Origin of the sequence: Pseudomonas sp. PDM32 (assembly GCF_019219225.1) — a bacterium.
GTDB classification, from domain to species: Bacteria; Pseudomonadota; Gammaproteobacteria; order Pseudomonadales; family Pseudomonadaceae; genus Aquipseudomonas; species Aquipseudomonas laurylsulfatiphila.
In genome coordinates this window covers 236,106-255,185 of record NZ_JAHUWE010000001.1, presented here as the reverse complement: position 1 = coordinate 255,185, position 19,080 = coordinate 236,106, and the positions used below count along the sequence as shown (strand labels likewise).

The following is a 19,080-nucleotide window of genomic DNA, read 5'->3' as shown; positions in this document are numbered from 1 at the left end:
CAGCCTCCGACGACTTGGGCGCCCAACCAACAGCCATGCAAGGAGGCAACATGCCAGTCTTACCCGATCAATGCGATCTCGCCATCGCCCAATACACCATCGGCCAGAAATGCACCCCGGAACTGCTTGAAGAAGTTCGCGCCCTGGCCAATGGCGCACCAGTGCGAGCCACCGGACCGAACTACCCTTCGAGCTGGGACCTGCGCCCGCAACGCATCAACCTGCATACCAATGCCGACAGGATAATCGTCAGCCTCAACTGTGGCTGATCCGTTTCGACGCTGACGAAACAACCTGATTCACGCGCAACAAAAAAGGCCCGTATCTCGCGATACGGGCCTTTTTCGTAAGAGAGAAAAATCAATTACTTGATTTTGCCTTCTTTGTAGATCACGTGCTTGCGAACAACCGGATCATATTTCTTGATCTCGATTTTGTCCGGGGTAGTACGCTTGTTCTTGTCGGTAGTGTAGAAGTGACCAGTACCGGCGCTCGAAATCAAACGAATCAATTCACGCATGATTAGCTCCCTTAAACCTTGCCATCGCGGCGAAGTTCGGCCAGCACGACAGTGATGCCACGCTTGTCGATGATACGCATGCCTTTGGCAGATACGCGCAGACGCACAAAACGTTTCTCTTCTTCAACCCAGAAGCGGTGATGCTGCAGGTTCGGCAGGAAACGACGACGGGTTTTGTTGTTTGCGTGGGAAATGTTATTCCCGGTTACCGGACCCTTACCGGTAACTTGACATACTCTAGACATGCCTCAGCCCTCTAAAACCACATGCCCAACCCGGCATGGGTTGGCCGCTTAATCTCTCAGTCATTTGGCGCCAGGCGCCGCGTTTCTTTAGAGGTCTTACCGGCTACACCTACAGTGAAGGAACCGGGCCCCTAGAAAAGAGCGCTGCTTTATACCAGAAAGACTGGAGAGCAACAACATTCAGTGTGCGTTGAATTCACAAAATCCCCGTTTTCCAGGCTCCGAGCGCTTTGGACAAAGGCTATCGCCGATGGCGACCGCTCGTCGCAGAGAATCGGGCATTGGACCAACCAAGGGGGTTTCTCAACCGCTGCACAGCAAAATCAGTCGCCTATAGTCCTCTCAAAATGAAAAAGGGGATAGTCATTTGCAAAAGAGCCCACTAGGGTAAGGCTTTTCCAGACTGCACTTGCAGATGGGCCTTCGATCTGTAAAGGAAGCCGACCATGCGCCTCGCTGCCCTACCGCTATTGCTCGCCCCGCTTCTGCTGAGCCCACAAGCCTTTGCCGCCGCCCTGAGCGTCTGCACCGAGGCCAGCCCTGAAGGGTTCGATGTGGTGCAGTACAACTCGTTGACCACCACCAACGCTTCGGCCGACGTACTGATGAATCGCCTGGTGGATTTCGACACAGCCAGCGGCAAAGTGGTCGCCAGTCTAGCCGACAGCTGGGAAGTCAGCCCCGACGGCCTGATCTATGTCTTCAAATTGCACCCACAGGTAAAATTCCATCGCACCGAGTACTTCACCCCAACACGCGACCTGAACGCCGAAGACGTGATTTTCAGCTTCGACCGCATGCTCGACCCGGCCAATGCGTGGCACAAAGTCGCCCAGAGCGGCTTCCCGCATGCGCAATCGATGCAGTTGCCGGCGCTGATCAAGAAAATCGACGCCCTCGATCCACAGACCGTGCGCTTCACCCTCGACCACGCGGATTCGACCTTCCTGGCGACCCTGAGCATGGGCTTCGCCTCGATCTATTCGGCCGAGTACGCCGACAAGCTGATGAAGGCCGGCACACCTGAAAAACTCAACAGCCAGCCGATCGGGACGGGGCCGTTCGTATTCACGCGCTTCCAGAAGGATGCTTCGGTTCGCTATAAAGCCAACCCCGACTACTTCGCCGGCAAACCCTCTGTCGATCCGCTGATCTTTGCCATCACACCGGACGCCAACGTCCGCCTGCAGAAATTGCGTCGCAATGAATGCCAGATCGCCCTGTCGCCCAAGCCCCTGGACGTACAGGAAGCGTTGAAAGAGCCGACCCTGAAAGTCGAAAAAACTGACGCGTTCATGACCGCTTTCGTCGGCATCAACAGCCAGCATCCACCGCTGGACAAGCCAGAAGTGCGTCAGGCCATCAACCTTGCCTTCGACAAGGCCAATTACATCAAAGCCGTGTTCGAAGACACCGCCGAAGCGGCCAATGGTCCGTATCCGCCGAACACCTGGAGCTATGCGAAAAACCTTCCGGGGTATCCGCATGACGTCGAAAAGGCCAAGGCGCTGATGGCCAAAGCCGGGCTCAAGGAAGGCTTCCAGACCACCATCTGGACCCGCCCTTCCGGCAGCCTCCTCAACCCCAACCCGAGTCTCGGCGCTCAACTGTTGCAGTCCGACCTGGCGGAAATCGGTATTCAGGCCGAAATCCGCGTGATCGAATGGGGCGAGTTGATCCGCCGCGCCAAGGCCGGTGAACACGACTTGCTGTTCATGGGCTGGGCCGGTGACAACGGCGACCCGGACAACTTCCTCACGCCGCAGTTTTCCTGCGCCGCGGTCAAGTCCGGCACCAACTTCGCCCGTTATTGCAATGCGGACCTGGACAAGTTGATCAGCGCCGGCAAGACCACCGGCGAACAAGGCGTGCGTACCAAGCTCTACGAACAGGCGCAGACGCAGATCCAGCAACAGGCGCTGTGGTTGCCCCTGGCCCACCCGACGGCCTTCGCACTGACGCGCAAGGATGTCGAGGGGTATTCGGTCAGCCCGTTCGGGCGGCAGGATTACTCCAAGGTCAACCTCAAATAATCCGCCCCGACACAAAACCCTGTGGGAGCGAGCCTGCTCGCGAAGGCGTCGTGTCAGTCGATATCAATGTCTACTGACAGATTGCTTTCGCGAGCAGGCTCGCTCCCACATGGATTGCGCCAGCCCCCCCCCGCCTACATCCACCCATACTCAGCCATCGACAGCGGATCGCCATCGCCAATGATGAAATGGTCGAGCACCCGCACATCAATCAATTCCAGCGCCTCTTGCAGACGCTTGGTCAGCACCCGGTCGGACTGACTGGGGGTACTGTTGCCCGAAGGATGGTTATGACACAGGATCAATGCCGCTGCGTTGTTGGCCAAGGCGCGCTTGACCACCTCTCGCGGATGAACGCTGGTGTTGTCGATGGAGCCGCGAAACAGCGTCTCAAACGCCAGTACCTGATGCCTGGAATCAAGAAACAGGCAACCAAACACCTCGTGTGGCTCGTGGCGCAGCATTGATTTCAGGTAGTCGCGAACCGCTTGCGGACTCTCAAGTGCCGGTTTCTGACGCGCCCGCTCGGCCAGGTGGCGCCTGCTCATTTCTTGCGCAGCCTGCAACTGTGCGAATTTCGCCGGCCCCAGCCCCAACTGCTTGCTGAACGCTTCCTGATCGGCCTCAAGCAGCAAACGCAGGCTGCCAAACTGATTCAACAGGTGTCGTGCCAAATCCACGGCGCTTTTACCGACCACGCCTGTCCGTAAAAATATCGCCAGCAACTCGGCGTCCGAAAGGCTTCTCGAGCCCTGTTCAAGCAACCTCTCCCGCGGCCGCTCCGCCGCCGGCCAATCGCGAATACTCATAACACCTCCCTGTCTGTGGGCGCCGCTGTTCCGTAGCGGTCGCTGTGATATCGTAGCCCATCTTTTTTGCGTGCGAATTCACCCTGGGGAGGGGGTTTCGCCACGTATGTCACCAACGAATTGAAAGGCAGGCCTATGCAGCGGCTGTATCGGAAACGCATTGTTCTGGGCGTCGGCGGCGGTATCGCTGCCTACAAGAGCGCCGACCTGGTTCGCCGCCTGATCGACCAGGGCGCCGAAGTGCGCGTGGTCATGACCCGTGGCGGCGCAGAGTTCATCACCCCGTTGACCATGCAGGCCCTGTCCGGGCACCCGGTCCATCTGGACCTGCTGGACCCGGCGGCCGAAGCGGCCATGGGCCACATCGAACTGGCGAAATGGGCCGACCTGGTGCTGATCGCCCCCGCCACGGCGGATCTGATTGCCCGCCTGGCCCAAGGCATTGCCGATGACCTGCTGACCACGCTGGTGCTGGCCACCGATGCGGTGGTCGCCGTTGCCCCGGCCATGAACCAGGCCATGTGGCGCGATCCGGCGACCCAGGCCAACCTGCAAACCCTCGAGAGCCGCGACATCAAGGTCTTCGGTCCGGCCTCCGGCAGCCAGGCCTGCGGCGACGTCGGCCTGGGGCGCATGCTCGAAGCCCTTGAACTGGCCCAGTGCGCGGCAGACTGCTTCCAGCGTCAGGCCCTGACCGGCAAGCACGTACTGATCACCGCCGGCCCGACCCAGGAAAACATCGACCCGGTGCGCTACATCACCAACCACAGCTCCGGAAAAATGGGCTTTGCCCTGGCCGAAGCCGCCGTGGAAGCCGGTGCCCGCGTGACCCTGATCACCGGCCCGGTGCACTTGCCGACCCCGGATCGCGTCACCCGCATCGACGTGGTCAGTGCCCGCGACATGCTCGCCGCCTGCGAAGCAGCCATCCCTTGCGACCTGTTCATCGCCTCGGCAGCTGTCGCGGACTACCGGCCGGAAGTCGTCGCCCCACAGAAACTCAAGAAAGATCCTACGAACGGCGACGGCTTGTTGCTACAGATGGTGCGTAACCCGGACATCCTGGCCACCATCGCCACCCGCCCCGACCGCCCGTTCAGTGTCGGCTTCGCCGCCGAGACCGAACACCTGCTCGATTACGCTGCGCGCAAGTTGAAAGACAAGAACCTCGATTTGATCGTCGCCAACGACGTCGCCAACCCGAGCATTGGCTTCAACAGCGAAGAAAACGCCTGCAGCGTCATCGATCGCGAGCTTCACGCCACACTTTTCGCCCAGACCAGCAAGAGCAAGATTGCTCGCCAGCTGATCACTTTTATCGCCGAACGTCTGAACCAGGTTTAATTTACATGCACGCTTTGCAAGCCAAGATCCTTGACCCCCGCATCGGTACCGAATTCCCGCTGCCGCAATACGCCACACCGGGCTCCGCCGGCCTCGACCTGCGCGCCATGCTGGAGCAGGACACCGTGATCAAGCCGGGTGAAACCGTGCTGATCCCTACCGGCCTGTCGGTCTACATCGGTGACCCGAACCTGGCGGCGCTGATTCTGCCGCGCTCGGGGATGGGCCATAAGCACGGCATCGTGCTGGGCAATCTGGTCGGTCTGATCGATTCCGACTACCAGGGCCCGCTGATGGTCTCCTGCTGGAACCGTGGCCAGACCGAATTCACCATGCCGGTCGGTGAGCGCTTGGCGCAACTGGTGCTGGTGCCGGTGGTGCAGGCTCACTTCGAGATGGTTGAAGAGTTTGTTGAAACCGAGCGCGGCACTGGCGGTTTCGGCCATACCGGTACCCGTTGATAGAGACTCATCGTGGCGAGGAGAGCTTGCTCCCTCGCCACAAAATTCAAATTGTCATCTGCAACGTTTAGTACCGAAAATCAAGGCATTGCCCGACCAAACCCTTGCCATCAGGGGCGTCATGGCCCTTTCACACCACGAACTCTCTGTGGAAAACGCCGTCATACCCTTCAGTTTGAACCTGTCGCCGAATGACTCGGCGGCCTGTCCAGCCACTTTCGAGATGGAGCATTTCCACAGATGAACACCCCGGCCAAAATTGCACCCAAGTTCCCTGACAGCATCTTCCGCGCCTACGACATCCGTGGCACCGTCCCGGAATTCCTGAACGCCGAGACCGCTTACTGGATTGGCCGCGCCGTCGGCTCCCAAAGCCTGGCCCAGGGCGAGCCAAATGTGTCCGTCGGTCGCGACGGTCGCTTGTCCGGTCCGGAGCTGGTCGCGCAATTGATCAAAGGCATCGCCGACAGCGGCTGCCACGTCAGCGATGTCGGCCTGGTCCCGACGCCGGCGCTGTACTACGCCGCCAACGTGCTGGCCGGCAAATCCGGTGTGATGCTCACCGGCAGCCACAACCCATCGAACTACAACGGCTTCAAGATCGTCATTGCCGGCGACACCCTGGCCAACGAACAGATCCAGGCCCTGCACGACCGCCTCAAGACCAATGACCTGAGCAGCGGCCAGGGCACCATCACCCGGGTCGAAATCCTCGAGCGCTACACCACCGAAATCGTCCAGGACATCAAGCTGGCCCGTCGCCTGAAAGTGGTTGTCGACTGCGGCAACGGCGCGGCCGGCGTGATTGCCCCGCAGCTGATCGAAGCGCTGAACTGCGAAGTCATCCCGCTGTTCTGCGAAGTCGACGGCAACTTCCCGAACCACCACCCGGACCCGGGCAAGCCTGAAAACCTCGTCGACCTGATCGCCAAGGTCAAGGAAACCAACGCCGACATCGGCCTGGCCTTCGACGGCGACGGCGACCGCGTCGGCGTGGTGACCAACACTGGCAGCATCGTCTACCCGGACCGCCTGCTGATGTTGTTCGCCCGAGACGTCGTGGCGCGCAACCCGGGTGCCGAGATCATCTTCGACGTCAAATGCACCCGTCGCCTGATTCCGCTGATCAAGGAATACGGCGGCCGGTCGTTAATGTGGAAAACCGGTCACTCGTTGATCAAAAAGAAAATGAAACAATCCGGCGCCTTGCTGGCCGGCGAAATGAGCGGGCACATCTTCTTCAAGGAGCGCTGGTTCGGTTTCGACGACGGCATCTACAGCGCCGCGCGGTTGCTGGAGATCCTCAGCAAGGAAAAATCCTCGGCGGAGGAGCTGTTCGCAACCTTCCCGAACGATATTTCTACGCCAGAAATCAATATCCATGTGACCGAAGAGAGCAAATTCAGCATCATTGATGCACTGCACGACGCACAGTGGGGCGCAGGCGCCGACCTGACCACCATTGACGGCGTGCGAGTCGACTATGCCAAAGGCTGGGGCCTGGTACGCGCATCCAACACCACACCGGTGCTGGTGCTGCGTTTCGAGGCCGATGACGAGGCTGAATTGCAGCGCATCAAGGACGTTTTCAAAGTCCAGTTGAAGCGCGTTGCACCTGATCTCCAACTACCGTTCTGATTCACCCGGAGCCCTGAATGACCCTCGAACGCGAAGCCGCCGCCAACACCGCCAAGGTCCTGTCCGAAGCGTTGCCTTATATCCGCCGATACGTCGGCAAGACACTGGTGATCAAATACGGCGGCAACGCGATGGAAAGCGAGGAGCTGAAAACCGGCTTCGCCCGCGACATCGTGCTGATGAAGGCCGTGGGCATCAACCCGGTGGTGGTTCACGGCGGCGGCCCGCAAATCGGTGACCTGCTCAAGCGCCTGTCGATCGAGAGTCATTTCGTCGACGGCATGCGCGTCACCGACGCCGCGACCATGGACGTGGTGGAAATGGTCCTCGGCGGCCAGGTCAACAAGGACATCGTCAACCTGATCAACCGCCACGGTGGCAGCGCCATCGGCCTGACCGGTAAAGACGCCGAGCTGATTCGTGCGAAGAAGCTCACCGTCACCCGCCAGACCCCGGAGATGACCACCCCGGAAATCATCGACATCGGCCATGTGGGCGAAGTGGTCGGGATCAATACCGATCTGCTGAACCTGCTGGTCAAGGGCGATTTCATTCCGGTGATCGCGCCAATCGGTGTCGGCGCCAACGGTGAGTCGTACAACATCAACGCTGACCTGGTGGCCGGTAAAGTCGCCGAAGCGTTGAAAGCCGAGAAGCTGATGCTGCTGACCAACATCGCCGGCCTGATGGACAAGTCGGGCAAGGTCCTGACCGGTCTGACGACTCAACAGGTCGACGAACTGATCGCCGACGGCACCATCTACGGCGGCATGCTGCCGAAGATCCGCTGCGCACTGGAAGCGGTCCAGGGCGGCGTGGGCAGCTCGCTGATCATCGACGGTCGTGTGCCGAACGCGATCCTGCTGGAAATCTTCACCGATACCGGCGTGGGCACCCTGATCAGCAATCGCAAGCGTCCCTAAGCGATAACGCAAACAAAAAGACCCCGCTCGGCCTGGCTGAGCGGGGTCTTTTTTTGCCTGCAATCCCCTCTGTGGGATTTCACCTATTGTGGCAATGGACCCTGTAGGAGCTGCCGCAGGCTGCGATCTTTTGATTTTGCCTTTAAAAAGATCGCAGCCTGCGGCAGCTCCTACAGGGGTTTGCCGTTATACGCCGAACTGGGCGCGGTAGGCTTCGACGGCTGGCAGGTGCTGCTTGAGCTGCGGATCATCCGCCAGGAATTCCAGCACCTGGTTCAGCGAAACGATGCTGATGACAGGGATGCCGAAGTCACGCTCGACTTCCTGGATCGCCGACAACTCACCATTGCCGCGCTCCTGACGGTTCAGGGCAATCAACACGCCGGCGGCCTTGGCGCCGTCCTGGGAAGCGATGATCTGCATCACTTCACGGATGGCTGTACCGGCGGTGATCACGTCGTCGATGATCAGCACTTCGCCGGTCAAAGGTGCGCCGACCAGGCTGCCGCCTTCGCCGTGGGCCTTGGCTTCCTTGCGGTTGAAGCACCATGGCAGGTCACGGTTGTGATGCTCGGCCAAGGCCACGGCCGTAGTCGCCGCCAACGGGATGCCTTTGTAGGCCGGGCCAAACAGCACGTCGAACGCAATGCCGCTTTCGGCAATGGCAGCGGCGTAGAAACGACCCAGCTGCGCCAGGGCCGAACCCGAGTTGAACAGCCCCGCATTGAAGAAGTAAGGACTGGTGCGCCCGGACTTCAGGGTGAACTCACCGAAGCGCAAAACGCCGCGATCGATGGCAAAACGGATGAAATCGCGCTGATACGCTTGCATGAAAAACCCCAAATACCACGGATTTAGCTAATTAGCTTGACGCCGTGTATCATACACGCACGCGATTTTTGGGGCCATTTATGCGGATCATCAGTGTGAACGTCAATGGTATTCAGGCTGCAGTCGAGCGTGGTTTGCTCAGTTGGCTGCAGGCACAGAATGCCGACGTCATCTGCCTGCAGGACACCCGCGCCTCCGCCTTTGAACTGGACGATCCAGCCTTCCAACTGGATGGATACTTCCTTTATGCCTGCGATGCCGAAGTCCCCGCCCAAGGTGGCGTGGCTTTGTATTCGCGGCTGCAACCGAAGGCTGTCATCAGCGGTCTCGGTTTCGAGACGGCCGACCGCTACGGGCGCTACCTGCAAGCCGATTTCGACAAGGTCAGCATCGCGACCTTGCTGCTCCCTTCGGGGCAGAACGGCGATGAAGACTTGAACCAGAAGTTCAAGCTAATGGACGACTTCGCCCGTTATCTTGATAAACAGCGGCGCAAACGTCGCGAGTACATCTATTGTGGCTCGCTGTACGTGGCGCAACAGAAGCTGGATATCAAGAACTGGCGCGACAGCCAGCAATCTCCGGGTTTCCTGGCGCCTGAACGTGCCTGGATGGACGAGATTGTCGGCAACATGGGCTATGTCGACGCTCTGCGCGAAGTCAGCCGGGAAGGCGACCAGTACAGCTGGTGGCCAGATAACGAACAGGCGGAGATGCTCAACCTTGGTTGGCGCTTCGACTATCAACTGCTGACCCCGGGCCTGCGCCGCTTCGTACGCAGTGCACGCTTGCCACGCCAGCCGCGGTTCTCGCAACACGCGCCGCTGATCGTGGACTACGACTGGACGCTGACCATCTGAGGCGTCGTTTCGCAGACGCCAAGCCGGTCAAAAAAATGCCCGTATCGCAAGATACGGGCATTTTTTATGGGGCAAGCCGGCTGGGCTTCAGACAACGACGAAAAATGGCAGCGCCAGGAACAACTTGATCACGATGACGTTAATGATATCGATGAAGAAAGCGCCCACCATTGGCACCACCAGAAACGCAATCTGCGAAGGTCCGTAGCGTTGTGTCACAGCCTGCATATTAGCGATGGCTGTTGGCGTGGCACCCAGCCCGAAACCGCAATGTCCTGCCGCCAGTACTGCCGCATCGTAGTTGCCCCCCATTATTCTGAACGTCACGAATATCGCAAACAGCGCCATGACGATTGTTTGCACAGCCAGAATGATAAAGATCGGCAATGCCAGCGATGCCAGGTCCCATAGCTTGAGGGACATCAGGGCAATTGCCAGGAACAGCGACAAGCTTACATTCCCCAGCACCGAGACTTCGCGCTCAAACACCTGATACAAGCCAAGCGCCGAAAGCCCGTTGCGCAGAACAACACCGACGAACAACACACAAACGAAAGTCGGCAACTCGAATGCACTGCCGAGCAACAGCCCATTGAGAAGATTACCTGCCAGCAAGCTGACGGCGATCAGCGCGAGTGTCTCGATAAACGAGAAAGGCGTGATCGAGCGCTCCTTGTTCGGTTGCTCAAAGCCCTTTGGCGCGCGCGGCTTCGCTTGCTCAACGCAACCGGGTACCTGTACTCGCTTGATCAGCAAGCGGGCGACCGGCCCACCAATCAGACCGCCCAGCACCAGGCCGAAGGTCGCAGAGGCCATCGCAAGCTCGGAAGCCGAAGCCAGGCCGTATTTCTCACTGAATGTCGCGCTCCAGGCAGCGCCTGTGCCGTGACCGCCCGCCAGGGTCACCGAGCCTGTCAGCAGACCCATTAGAGGATCAAGCCCCAGCAGGCTGGCAAGACCGATGCCCATGGCATTCTGGACCAGCAGAAGCCCGGTGACCGCAAGAATGAAAATCCCCACGACGCGCCCGCCCCTCTTCAGGCTGGCGAAGTCGGCGCTCAAGCCAATGGTGGCGAAAAACGCGAGCATCAAGGGGGTCTGCAACGAAGTGTCGAACCGGACTTGAACATCGAAGCTGCGCAAGGCCAGGAGAACCAGGGCAACCACCAGGCCACCCGCTACAGGTTCGGGGATATTGTAGGCGCGTAAAAAACCGACACGTGTGACAAGCCCGCGACCCAATAACAGCACCAGGGAGGCGGCGACTAATGTTCCATAAAAATCGAGCTGAATCATTTTGCACTTATTCTTGGATATATATTCAGGGGCGAACTTTTTACCTGGACACGCCTCTTGAACAGGTTGAATTTCTCAACACTGATTGATGGTGAATTCAAGGACCTTCAATGGTCTGAATATATCAAAATATTTCTTGAAATATTTCGTGGGGGCAACTTTATCAATCACCCTGACTTATTGCCAAGCATAAGGGCAATATCGACACTTTACAGTTGTGACTAAAAATGTATTAGCTCAGCGGCACTTGCCATAACAGTCGTTACAACTAGTAAATATAAATTACAGCTTGAAACATTTATTTGGTGTAACAAACAAAAATGCCCCGAATGATCGGGGCATTTGCTTATTACCTTGGCTGACGCTGCTTCTGTTTTGCTTCTGTGGGTGCGCGCAGGCTCGTTCCTGCAAATGAAGATTGATCGTTATTTGATCAGTCGCCAGGTAAACGGGTACCGGTAAGGAAAACCCTCGTTGGCCTTCACGCCAGCAATGATGGTCAGGACCAGCGCACCGATAGCGATCAGCCCAAACAGAAAGAAGCCGACAATCACCACCATCAGCAGGAAGCAGATGGCCGAGGCAATGGCGACGGTGATCTGGAAGTTCAAAGCCTCCTTGCCCTGGGCATCGATGAACGGGTCCATCTCGCGCTTCATTTGCCAGAGAATCAGCGGGCCGATCAGCGTGCCGAACGGAATCCAGATTCCCAGCAAGGCGGACAGGTGACAGAACATCGCCCACTGGCGCACCTCCTGGCTCGGCGTGGGCAGCGGCAGTTGTTCGTCACTCATGGTGTCCTCCTTGCCTGGAGCGTCCGGTCAGTCGGCCAATGCGGCCTTTTGCAGTTCGAAGATCTCGTTCATGCCTTTCTTCGCCAGCTCCAGCATGGCGTTCAACTCTTCAGGCTGGAACGGCGCGCCTTCGGCAGTACCCTGGACTTCGATGAAACCGCCGGCACTGGTCATCACCACGTTCAGGTCGGTTTCGGCCGCCGAGTCTTCCAGGTAGTCGAGGTCGAGCACAGGCTCACCTTTGTACATGCCCACGGAAACAGCAGCGATCATCTGCTTGACCGGGTCGCCGCCTTTCAGGCCGCCCCGCTTCTTGATCACTTTCAAGGCATCGATCAGCGCGACCATGGAGCCGGTGATCGATGCCGTACGGGTGCCACCGTCTGCCTGGATCACGTCGCAGTCGACGTACAGGGTGACGTCGCCCAGCTTGGTCATGTCCAGCGCAGCGCGCAGCGAGCGGCCGATCAGACGCTGGATTTCCAGGGTACGGCCGCCTTGCTTGCCACGGCTGGCTTCACGCTGGTTACGCTCGCCGGTGGCACGTGGCAGCATGCCGTACTCGGCGGTCAGCCAGCCCTGGCCCTGGCCTTTGAGGAAACGCGGTACGCCCGGTTCAACGCTGACGGTGCAGATGACCTTGGTATCACCGAACTCGACCAGCACAGAACCCTCGGCGTGTTTGGTGTAGTTGCGGGTGATGCGGATCGAGCGGAGCTGATCGGCAGCGCGACCACTTGGACGTATCATAGGGAATACCTGTACTGGGGACGGAAAACTGCGGAGCATTATAGAGCCGACGGCCGCCCCTGGGCACTTCTAAAAAAATCCGCCGACGACCGAAGGCTCTGCACTGCACGCCGGCACAGGCCTGCCGCTCTATGTCACACCCTGTGTTTGGGCGCATCCGCGCCACTGCGCTACAATCCTGCGCCTTTGCTGCCAGTCGGCTTTAATTCATTGATATCGGATTCCCGGAACCAAGGTTCTGCGCCGATCTGCCTTGCGAGGTACCGCCATGGTGCACAGCATGACCGCCTTCGCCCGCGTCGAAAAAGCCGGCGTCCAGGGCACCCTGAGCTGGGAACTGCGGTCGGTCAACAGCCGCTACCTGGAACCCCACTTGCGCCTGCCGGAGTCCTTTCGCGACCTCGAAGGCGCGGTACGTGAAGCCCTGCGCCAAGGCGTATCGCGGGGCAAGCTCGAATGCACCCTGCGCTTCACCGAAGAAAACACCGGCAAAGCGCTGCAGATCGATCAGGAGCGCGCCGCGCAACTGGTCGCCGCCGCCGAGACCATCGCCGGCCTGATCAAGAACCCGGCCGCGCTGAACCCGCTGGAAGTCCTGGCCTGGCCCGGCGTACTGGTGGGCGACGCCACCGACCCGCAAGCCTTGAACGCCGAAGCGCTGGCACTGTTCAACCAGGGCCTCAAGGAACTCAAGGCCGGCCGCGAGCGCGAAGGTGCAGAGCTGGCACGGTTGATCAACGAGCGCCTGACCTCCATCGAAGAAGACGTGGTGACCCTGCGCGAACTGGTCCCGCAGATGCTCGCCACCCAGCGCCAGAAAGTCCTCGACCGTTTCGCCGACATGAAGGCCGAGATGGACCCGCAGCGCCTGGAGCAGGAAATGGTCATGCTCGCGCAAAAAAGCGACGTCGCCGAAGAACTGGATCGCCTGAGCACTCACATCATCGAAGTTCGCCGGGTACTCAAATCCGGCGGCGCTGCCGGTCGGCGCCTGGACTTCCTGATGCAGGAGCTCAACCGCGAAGCCAACACACTGGGCTCCAAAGCCTTCGACCCGCGCAGCACCCAGGCTGCGGTCAACCTCAAGGTGTTGATCGAGCAGATGCGCGAACAAGTGCAGAATATTGAGTAAGGCTACCCCGACATGACCCACAGCACTGGCACCCTTTACATCATTTCCGCCCCTTCGGGCGCGGGCAAGAGCAGCCTGGTCAAGGCCCTGACCGATGCCGATCCGGAGATCCGCGTCTCGGTCTCCCACACCACGCGCGCCATGCGCCCGGGTGAAGTGAATGGCGTGAACTATCACTTCGTCGACCGCAGCGAGTTCGTGAAGATGATCGAGCACGGCGATTTCCTCGAGCGCGCCGAAGTGTTCGGCAATCTCTATGGCACTTCGCAAAGCCACCTGCAGCAGACCCTGGACGAAGGCCACGACCTGATCCTGGAAATCGACTGGCAAGGTGCCGAGCAAGTGCGCAAGCTGATGCCGCAGGCTCGCTCGATCTTCATCCTGCCGCCGTCACTGCAGGCCTTGCACCAGCGCCTGACCAACCGTGGCCAGGACAGCGACGAGATCATTGACGGCCGGATGCGCGAAGCCGTCAGCGAAATGAGCCATTACGTTGACTACGATTACCTGATCATCAACGACGATTTCGCCCACGCTCTGCACGACCTGAAGGCGATTTTCCGCGCCAATCAGCTGATTCAGAAGCGTCAGCAGCAGCGTCACGGCAAATTACTGGCTGAATTGCTCGGTTAATCAGCTCTTCCCAAAACCGCTGCAAGGGCTTTACATTGGCACTTGCAGCGCGTTGAAGGGCTTGGTCAAAAAATCAGCGCTTCCCTAATCGCTGGTGATTTTTTAAACTGTTGAGTCCGCTCGCCCATCCGGGCAGCGCGCATATTGCATTTGCTACGAGGAAGACCATGGCCCGCGTAACCGTTGAAGACTGCCTAGAACACGTGGATAACCGCTTTGAGCTGGTCATGCTCTCTACCAAGCGTGCCCGTCAACTGGCCACCGGCGGCAAAGAGCCGAAAGTAGCATGGGAAAACGACAAGCCTACCGTTGTCGCCCTGCGCGAAATCGCTGAAGGCCTGATCGACTACGCAGCTATCGCCGAAGCCGAAATCGTTGAAGATGAACCGCTTTTTGCTGCATTCGAGGACGAGTCCAACGAGGCCGTCTAAGCCTATGCCTGGTCGACGTAGCACGGCGCGGGATCACAGCTTACGGCAGGAGACATCATGCCGAGCATAGACGCCCTCGCCGATCGCTTATCGACCTACCTCGGCAAGGACCAGGTCAACCTGGTCCGCCGAGCGTATTTCTACGCCGAACAAGCCCACGACGGCCAACGCCGCCGTAGCGGCGAGGCGTACGTCACGCACCCACTTGCGGTGGCGAATATTCTTGCCGACATGCACATGGACCATCAGAGCCTGATGGCCGCGATGCTGCATGACGTGATCGAAGACACCGGTATTGCCAAAGAAGCGCTGCAAGCGCAGTTCGGCGAAACCGTGGCCGAACTGGTCGACGGGGTCAGCAAACTGACCCAGATGAACTTCGAGACCAAGGCCGAGGCCCAAGCCGAAAACTTCCAGAAGATGGCCATGGCCATGGCCCGCGACATTCGCGTGATCCTGGTCAAGCTGGCCGACCGCCTGCACAACATGCGCACCCTGGAAGTGCTGTCCGGTGAAAAACGCCGGCGCATCGCCAAGGAAACCCTGGAAATCTATGCGCCCATCGCCAACCGGCTGGGCATGCACGCCATCCGCATAGAATTCGAAGACCTCGGCTTCAAGGCCATGCATCCGATGCGTTCCGCGCGGATCTACCAGGCCGTCAAGCGCGCCCGGGGCAACCGCAAGGAAATCGTCAACAAGATCGAAGAGTCCTTAAGCCACTGCCTGGCCATCGACGGCATCCAGGGTGAGGTCAGCGGTCGCCAGAAACACCTCTACGGCATCTACAAGAAAATGCGCGGCAAGCGTCGGGCCTTCAACGAGATCATGGACGTCTACGCGTTCCGGATCATCGTCGACAAGGTCGATACCTGCTACCGCGTGCTGGGTGCTGTACATAACTTGTACAAACCGTTGCCGGGGCGCTTCAAGGATTACATCGCGATCCCCAAGGCCAACGGCTACCAGTCGCTGCACACCACACTGTTCGGCATGCACGGTGTTCCGATCGAGATCCAGATCCGCACCCGTGAAATGGAAGAGATGGCCAACAACGGCATCGCCGCCCATTGGCTGTACAAATCCAGCGGCGACGAGCAGCCCAAAGGCACCCATGCCCGCGCCCGCCAGTGGGTCAAGGGCGTGCTGGAAATGCAGCAACGCGCCGGCAACTCGCTGGAATTCATCGAAAGCGTGAAGATCGACCTGTTCCCGGACGAGGTCTACGTGTTCACGCCCAAAGGCCGGATCATGGAGCTGCCCAAGGGTTCCACGGCGGTCGACTTCGCTTACGCCGTGCATACCGACGTGGGCAACAGCTGCATTGCCTGCCGGATCAACCGTCGCCTCGCACCGCTGTCCGAACCGCTGCAAAGCGGCTCCACGGTCGAAATCGTCAGCGCTCCTGGCGCACGGCCGAACCCGGCGTGGCTCAACTTCGTGGTCACCGGCAAGGCGCGCACGCACATCCGCCATGCCCTGAAGCTGCAACGCCGCTCCGAATCCATCAGCCTCGGCGAACGCCTGCTGAACAAGGTCCTCAACGGATTCGACAGCGCGCTGGAGAAAATCCCGGCCGAACGCGTCAAGGCGATGCTCGCCGAGTACCGCCTCGAACTGATCGAGGATTTGCTCGAAGACATCGGCCTGGGCAATCGCATGGCCTATGTGGTGGCTCGCCGACTGCTCGGCGAAGGCGAACAGCTGCCAAGCCCGGAAGGCCCGCTGGCGATTCGCGGCACCGAAGGCCTGGTACTCAGCTACGCCAAGTGCTGCACGCCGATCCCGGGCGACCCGATTGTCGGCCACCTGTCCGCGGGCAAAGGCATGGTCGTGCACCTGGACAACTGCCGCAACATCAGCGAAATCCGCCACAACCCGGAAAAATGCATCCAGCTCTCGTGGGCCAAGGATGTCACCGGCGAATTCAACGTCGAACTGCGCGTCGAACTGGAACACCAGCGCGGCCTGATTGCCCTGCTGGCCAGTAGTGTCAACGCCGCCGACGGCAACATCGAGAAAATCAGCATGGACGAACGCGATGGTCGCATCAGCGTGGTCCAGTTGGTGGTCAGCGTGCACGACCGCGTGCACCTGGCCCGCGTGATCAAGAAACTGCGCGCCTTGACCGGGGTGATCCGCATCACCCGCATGCGCGCTTAAGCCCACTTACAAGGAGTCATTCATGACCAAGACTGTTATCACCAGCGACAAGGCCCCGGCCGCCATCGGTACTTACTCCCAGGCGATCAAGGCTGGCAACACCGTTTACATGTCAGGTCAGATTCCCCTGGACCCGAAAACCATGGAACTGGTCGAAGGCTTCGAAGCCCAGACCGTCCAGGTGTTCGAGAACCTCAAGGCCGTAGCCGAAGCAGCCGGCGGTTCGTTCAAGGACATCGTCAAGCTGAACATCTTCCTCACCGACCTGAGCCACTTCGCCAAGGTCAACGAGATCATGGGCAAGTACTTCGACCAGCCTTACCCTGCCCGCGCCGCCATCGGCGTTGCAGCCCTGCCAAAGGGTTCGCAGGTTGAAATGGATGCCATCCTGGTCATCGAGTAATGTGCACGGCGCAGCCTGGGGCTGCGCCGACTGCTCTGCTGTAAAGAAAGCTTGAAAGGATTCCACCATGCGCAATGCGCTTGTTCTCTCGCTGCTCGCCCTACTCCTGGGCGGATGTGCCAGCAACCCTGCCGATCGTGATATCAGCGGCACCTGGATCAATCAGGTGGCGATCGATGCCGCCGCCAAAGGCGTCCCCCTGCGTGAAGCGCTCCAGGCCTATGGCCCGAACCTGGAATGGGACATCAACACCAAGGCCGGCCAGGCCCGCTACACCAACGGCTTTGAAAACGTCGAAGGCAAGCTGCAGGGTGAAGAATCCGGCCTCTGGAAAGTCGATTTTTATGGCAGCTCCGGCAGTGAGCTGAAGCGCGACGGCAAACAATTGAGCCAGACCGCGACCGAAAACGAATCGGCCCAGGTCTTCGACCGGGCATTGATCCCGGTTCCGGATGGCGCACCGCTGGGCGCCAGCTTCGAACGCGCGCTGTATTCGGCCTACATGGGCGGTAGCTGGAAAGTCGTCAGCGGCCCCGGCGAAGGCGACACCGTGCAATTCCAGGCCGACGGCCAGGTGACCGGCCTGCCGGGTACTGACCGTTATGCGCTGTGCCTGGCCGGCGACTGCGCCTCGATGAGTGGCGGCAATGACAACATGTGGCTGCAGCTCAATGGGCAAGGAAACGCCTGGATCTTTGCGCGCAAGGGCAAGGAACTGGAGATTTTCCAGACCGTGAACACGGCGCAGGCGGACGAGATGCCTCAGTACACGCCCGGAGATCGCAAGTGGCTACTGGAAAAACAGTAACCCTCTGAAAAGATCGCAGCCTTCGGCAGCTCCTACAGGGTCATGCAAACACCTGTAGGAGCTGCCGAAGGCTGCGATCTTTTTTGTTGTTCAGCGCCCTTCAAGAATCGCCGCATACCCCTCACGGAAGCTCGGATACTTCGGCGTCCAGCCCAAGGCCTTGGCCCGCGCATTACTGCAACGCTTGCTGCCGGTGCGCCGCACGCTTGAATCCTCGTCCCATTCGGTCACGCCCAGATACCCGCGCAACCAGCCCACCACATCGGCCAGCGCTGCCGGCTCGTCATCGACGCCGATGTAGACATCCTCCAGCGCCACGCCTCGCCGGTCCGCCTCAAGCAGGCAGGCCATCAACCCTGCGGCATCGTCCGCATGGATCCGGTTGGCATACAACGGTGGTTCAACCGCCACGCGATAACCCCGGCGGACCTGGGTCAGCAACCACTCACGGCCCGGGCCGTAGATGCCGGTCAGTCGCACGACGCTGGCCGGGATACCGCTCTTGAGCGCGATCTGCTCGGCCTCAAGCATCAAACGTCCAGAATAACCGGACGCCACCGTAGACGAACGCTCATCGACCCACTCGCCATCCTGCTGCCCGTAAACACTGCTGCTGGACACAAACAACAAGCGATTGGGCACCTGACCGTAGTCGTTCAGCCACTCCAGCACATGCTCCAGCCCCTGGACGTAGGCAGCACGGTAGCCGGCCTCGTCGTGATCGGTGGCTGCCGCGCAATACACCAGGTAATCCACGGCACCGATCGGCCAAGTGGCCGGGCAGTCCTTGTTGAACAAATCACCGGCAACGCCGATGACGCCCGCGGGCAGGCGAGCAACATCCCGCCGCAGGCCATGAACCTCCCATCCCGCCGCCAGCAGTTGAGTGGCCAGGCGGCTGCCGACATCACCGCAGCCGGCGATCAAAACAGTAGGCGCAGACATCAGAAAACTCCCATCGCAAAGCCACAGACTAGCGCCGACAACAGACAGGCGGCTAGCAACG

General features: G+C 59.6%; 20 protein-coding genes and 1 pseudogene. 13 read left to right on the top strand and 8 right to left on the bottom strand.

What is annotated here, in order from left to right; genetic code table 11:
* The first annotated feature begins 50 nt into the window (after nt 1-50).
* Nucleotides 51-269: a peptidase inhibitor gene (locus KW846_RS01185; protein ID WP_218481070.1), complete on the top strand. Its 219-nt coding sequence runs from the start codon at nt 51-53 to the stop codon at nt 267-269.
* Between the two features lie 95 nt (nt 270-364).
* On the opposite strand, the gene rpmG is transcribed toward KW846_RS01185, so the two are convergent.
* Nucleotides 365-520 carry a 50S ribosomal protein L33 gene (gene rpmG / locus KW846_RS01180; protein ID WP_003177274.1) on the bottom strand — a complete coding sequence of 52 codons (156 nt, stop codon included), beginning with the start codon at nt 518-520 and terminating at the stop codon, nt 365-367.
* An 11-nt stretch (nt 521-531) separates the two neighbouring features.
* Complete coding sequence (gene rpmB / locus KW846_RS01175; protein WP_007975166.1) at nt 532-765, bottom strand: 50S ribosomal protein L28; 234 nt, start codon at nt 763-765, stop codon at nt 532-534.
* Nucleotides 766-1,211: 446 nt separating this feature from the next.
* Between rpmB and KW846_RS01170 the strand changes: the two genes are divergently transcribed.
* Complete coding sequence (locus KW846_RS01170; RefSeq protein WP_218481069.1) at nt 1,212-2,798, top strand: ABC transporter substrate-binding protein; 1,587 nt, start codon at nt 1,212-1,214, stop codon at nt 2,796-2,798.
* 134 nt (nt 2,799-2,932) lie between these two features.
* On the opposite strand, the gene radC is transcribed toward KW846_RS01170, so the two are convergent.
* Nucleotides 2,933-3,607: a DNA repair protein RadC gene (gene radC / locus KW846_RS01165; RefSeq protein ID WP_218481068.1), complete on the bottom strand. Its 675-nt coding sequence runs from the start codon at nt 3,605-3,607 to the stop codon at nt 2,933-2,935.
* Between the two features lie 135 nt (nt 3,608-3,742).
* Here radC and coaBC point away from each other — a divergent pair, with 135 nt between their 5' ends.
* The 4 genes and pseudogenes from coaBC to argB all read left to right on the top strand — a co-directional run bounded on the left by coaBC (nt 3,743) and on the right by argB (nt 7,973).
* A complete protein-coding gene (gene coaBC / locus KW846_RS01160) occupies nt 3,743-4,951 on the top strand; it encodes a bifunctional phosphopantothenoylcysteine decarboxylase/phosphopantothenate--cysteine ligase CoaBC (protein ID WP_102700099.1) in 1,209 nt (402 codons plus the stop codon).
* 5 nt (nt 4,952-4,956) lie between these two features.
* Nucleotides 4,957-5,412, top strand: coding sequence for a dUTP diphosphatase (gene dut / locus KW846_RS01155; RefSeq protein ID WP_007975171.1), 456 nt, complete (start codon nt 4,957-4,959; stop codon nt 5,410-5,412).
* A 261-nt stretch (nt 5,413-5,673) separates the two neighbouring features.
* Nucleotides 5,674-7,050: pseudogene (locus KW846_RS01150) on the top strand (phosphomannomutase/phosphoglucomutase); the annotation flags it as partial.
* A 17-nt stretch (nt 7,051-7,067) separates the two neighbouring features.
* The gene (argB, locus tag KW846_RS01145) at nt 7,068-7,973 is read left to right on the top strand and encodes an acetylglutamate kinase (protein WP_015097366.1); all 906 of its coding nucleotides are present in this window, start codon (nt 7,068-7,070) and stop codon (nt 7,971-7,973) included.
* A 186-nt stretch (nt 7,974-8,159) separates the two neighbouring features.
* Here the strand turns inward: argB and pyrE are convergent, their stop codons facing one another.
* Nucleotides 8,160-8,804: an orotate phosphoribosyltransferase gene (pyrE, locus tag KW846_RS01140; protein WP_007975175.1), complete on the bottom strand. Its 645-nt coding sequence runs from the start codon at nt 8,802-8,804 to the stop codon at nt 8,160-8,162.
* An 80-nt stretch (nt 8,805-8,884) separates the two neighbouring features.
* Here pyrE and KW846_RS01135 point away from each other — a divergent pair, with 80 nt between their 5' ends.
* Nucleotides 8,885-9,664 (top strand): exodeoxyribonuclease III, encoded by a 780-nt coding sequence (locus KW846_RS01135; RefSeq protein WP_003176915.1) that lies wholly within the window; start codon nt 8,885-8,887, stop codon nt 9,662-9,664.
* Nucleotides 9,665-9,751: 87 nt separating this feature from the next.
* On the opposite strand, the gene gltS is transcribed toward KW846_RS01135, so the two are convergent.
* The 3 genes from gltS to rph form a co-directional block, all read right to left on the bottom strand.
* Nucleotides 9,752-10,960 (bottom strand): sodium/glutamate symporter, encoded by a 1,209-nt coding sequence (gltS, locus tag KW846_RS01130; protein ID WP_218481067.1) that lies wholly within the window; start codon nt 10,958-10,960, stop codon nt 9,752-9,754.
* Nucleotides 10,961-11,385: 425 nt separating this feature from the next.
* Nucleotides 11,386-11,754, bottom strand: a complete 369-nt coding sequence (locus KW846_RS01125; RefSeq protein WP_104450281.1) for a DUF4870 domain-containing protein — start codon at nt 11,752-11,754, stop codon at nt 11,386-11,388.
* 27 nt (nt 11,755-11,781) lie between these two features.
* Nucleotides 11,782-12,504: a ribonuclease PH gene (rph, locus tag KW846_RS01120; RefSeq protein WP_007975179.1), complete on the bottom strand. Its 723-nt coding sequence runs from the start codon at nt 12,502-12,504 to the stop codon at nt 11,782-11,784.
* Between the two features lie 268 nt (nt 12,505-12,772).
* Here rph and KW846_RS01115 point away from each other — a divergent pair, with 268 nt between their 5' ends.
* The 6 genes from KW846_RS01115 (at nt 12,773) to KW846_RS01090 (ending at nt 18,074) form a co-directional block, all read left to right on the top strand.
* Nucleotides 12,773-13,636, top strand: a complete 864-nt coding sequence (locus tag KW846_RS01115) for a YicC/YloC family endoribonuclease (RefSeq protein ID WP_007975180.1) — start codon at nt 12,773-12,775, stop codon at nt 13,634-13,636.
* A 12-nt stretch (nt 13,637-13,648) separates the two neighbouring features.
* A complete protein-coding gene (gmk, locus tag KW846_RS01110; RefSeq protein ID WP_007975181.1) occupies nt 13,649-14,269 on the top strand; it encodes a guanylate kinase in 621 nt (206 codons plus the stop codon).
* Nucleotides 14,270-14,436: 167 nt separating this feature from the next.
* The gene (gene rpoZ / locus KW846_RS01105) at nt 14,437-14,700 is read left to right on the top strand and encodes a DNA-directed RNA polymerase subunit omega (RefSeq protein ID WP_007921129.1); all 264 of its coding nucleotides are present in this window, start codon (nt 14,437-14,439) and stop codon (nt 14,698-14,700) included.
* Between the two features lie 57 nt (nt 14,701-14,757).
* A complete protein-coding gene (gene spoT / locus KW846_RS01100) occupies nt 14,758-16,863 on the top strand; it encodes a bifunctional GTP diphosphokinase/guanosine-3',5'-bis pyrophosphate 3'-pyrophosphohydrolase (RefSeq protein ID WP_007975182.1) in 2,106 nt (701 codons plus the stop codon).
* 22 nt (nt 16,864-16,885) lie between these two features.
* The gene (locus KW846_RS01095) at nt 16,886-17,266 is read left to right on the top strand and encodes a RidA family protein (RefSeq protein ID WP_003229509.1); all 381 of its coding nucleotides are present in this window, start codon (nt 16,886-16,888) and stop codon (nt 17,264-17,266) included.
* Nucleotides 17,267-17,333: 67 nt separating this feature from the next.
* Nucleotides 17,334-18,074 (top strand): hypothetical protein, encoded by a 741-nt coding sequence (locus KW846_RS01090; protein ID WP_116579758.1) that lies wholly within the window; start codon nt 17,334-17,336, stop codon nt 18,072-18,074.
* Nucleotides 18,075-18,164: 90 nt separating this feature from the next.
* On the opposite strand, the gene KW846_RS01085 is transcribed toward KW846_RS01090, so the two are convergent.
* Nucleotides 18,165-19,019 (bottom strand): SDR family oxidoreductase, encoded by an 855-nt coding sequence (locus tag KW846_RS01085; RefSeq protein ID WP_218481066.1) that lies wholly within the window; start codon nt 19,017-19,019, stop codon nt 18,165-18,167.
* Nucleotides 19,020-19,080 lie beyond the last annotated feature (61 nt).

Coding starts and splice junctions, on each gene's coding strand:
- KW846_RS01185 (WP_218481070.1), top strand. CDS start 51: ATGCCAGTCTTACCCGATCAATGCGATCTCGCCATCGCCCAATACACC.
- rpmG (WP_003177274.1), bottom strand. CDS start 520: ATGCGTGAATTGATTCGTTTGATTTCGAGCGCCGGTACTGGTCACTTC.
- rpmB (WP_007975166.1), bottom strand. CDS start 765: ATGTCTAGAGTATGTCAAGTTACCGGTAAGGGTCCGGTAACCGGGAAT.
- KW846_RS01170 (WP_218481069.1), top strand. CDS start 1,212: ATGCGCCTCGCTGCCCTACCGCTATTGCTCGCCCCGCTTCTGCTGAGC.
- radC (WP_218481068.1), bottom strand. CDS start 3,607: ATGAGTATTCGCGATTGGCCGGCGGCGGAGCGGCCGCGGGAGAGGTTG.
- coaBC (WP_102700099.1), top strand. CDS start 3,743: ATGCAGCGGCTGTATCGGAAACGCATTGTTCTGGGCGTCGGCGGCGGT.
- dut (WP_007975171.1), top strand. CDS start 4,957: ATGCACGCTTTGCAAGCCAAGATCCTTGACCCCCGCATCGGTACCGAA.
- argB (WP_015097366.1), top strand. CDS start 7,068: ATGACCCTCGAACGCGAAGCCGCCGCCAACACCGCCAAGGTCCTGTCC.
- pyrE (WP_007975175.1), bottom strand. CDS start 8,804: ATGCAAGCGTATCAGCGCGATTTCATCCGTTTTGCCATCGATCGCGGC.
- KW846_RS01135 (WP_003176915.1), top strand. CDS start 8,885: ATGCGGATCATCAGTGTGAACGTCAATGGTATTCAGGCTGCAGTCGAG.
- gltS (WP_218481067.1), bottom strand. CDS start 10,960: ATGATTCAGCTCGATTTTTATGGAACATTAGTCGCCGCCTCCCTGGTG.
- KW846_RS01125 (WP_104450281.1), bottom strand. CDS start 11,754: ATGAGTGACGAACAACTGCCGCTGCCCACGCCGAGCCAGGAGGTGCGC.
- rph (WP_007975179.1), bottom strand. CDS start 12,504: ATGATACGTCCAAGTGGTCGCGCTGCCGATCAGCTCCGCTCGATCCGC.
- KW846_RS01115 (WP_007975180.1), top strand. CDS start 12,773: ATGGTGCACAGCATGACCGCCTTCGCCCGCGTCGAAAAAGCCGGCGTC.
- gmk (WP_007975181.1), top strand. CDS start 13,649: ATGACCCACAGCACTGGCACCCTTTACATCATTTCCGCCCCTTCGGGC.
- rpoZ (WP_007921129.1), top strand. CDS start 14,437: ATGGCCCGCGTAACCGTTGAAGACTGCCTAGAACACGTGGATAACCGC.
- spoT (WP_007975182.1), top strand. CDS start 14,758: ATGCCGAGCATAGACGCCCTCGCCGATCGCTTATCGACCTACCTCGGC.
- KW846_RS01095 (WP_003229509.1), top strand. CDS start 16,886: ATGACCAAGACTGTTATCACCAGCGACAAGGCCCCGGCCGCCATCGGT.
- KW846_RS01090 (WP_116579758.1), top strand. CDS start 17,334: ATGCGCAATGCGCTTGTTCTCTCGCTGCTCGCCCTACTCCTGGGCGGA.
- KW846_RS01085 (WP_218481066.1), bottom strand. CDS start 19,019: ATGTCTGCGCCTACTGTTTTGATCGCCGGCTGCGGTGATGTCGGCAGC.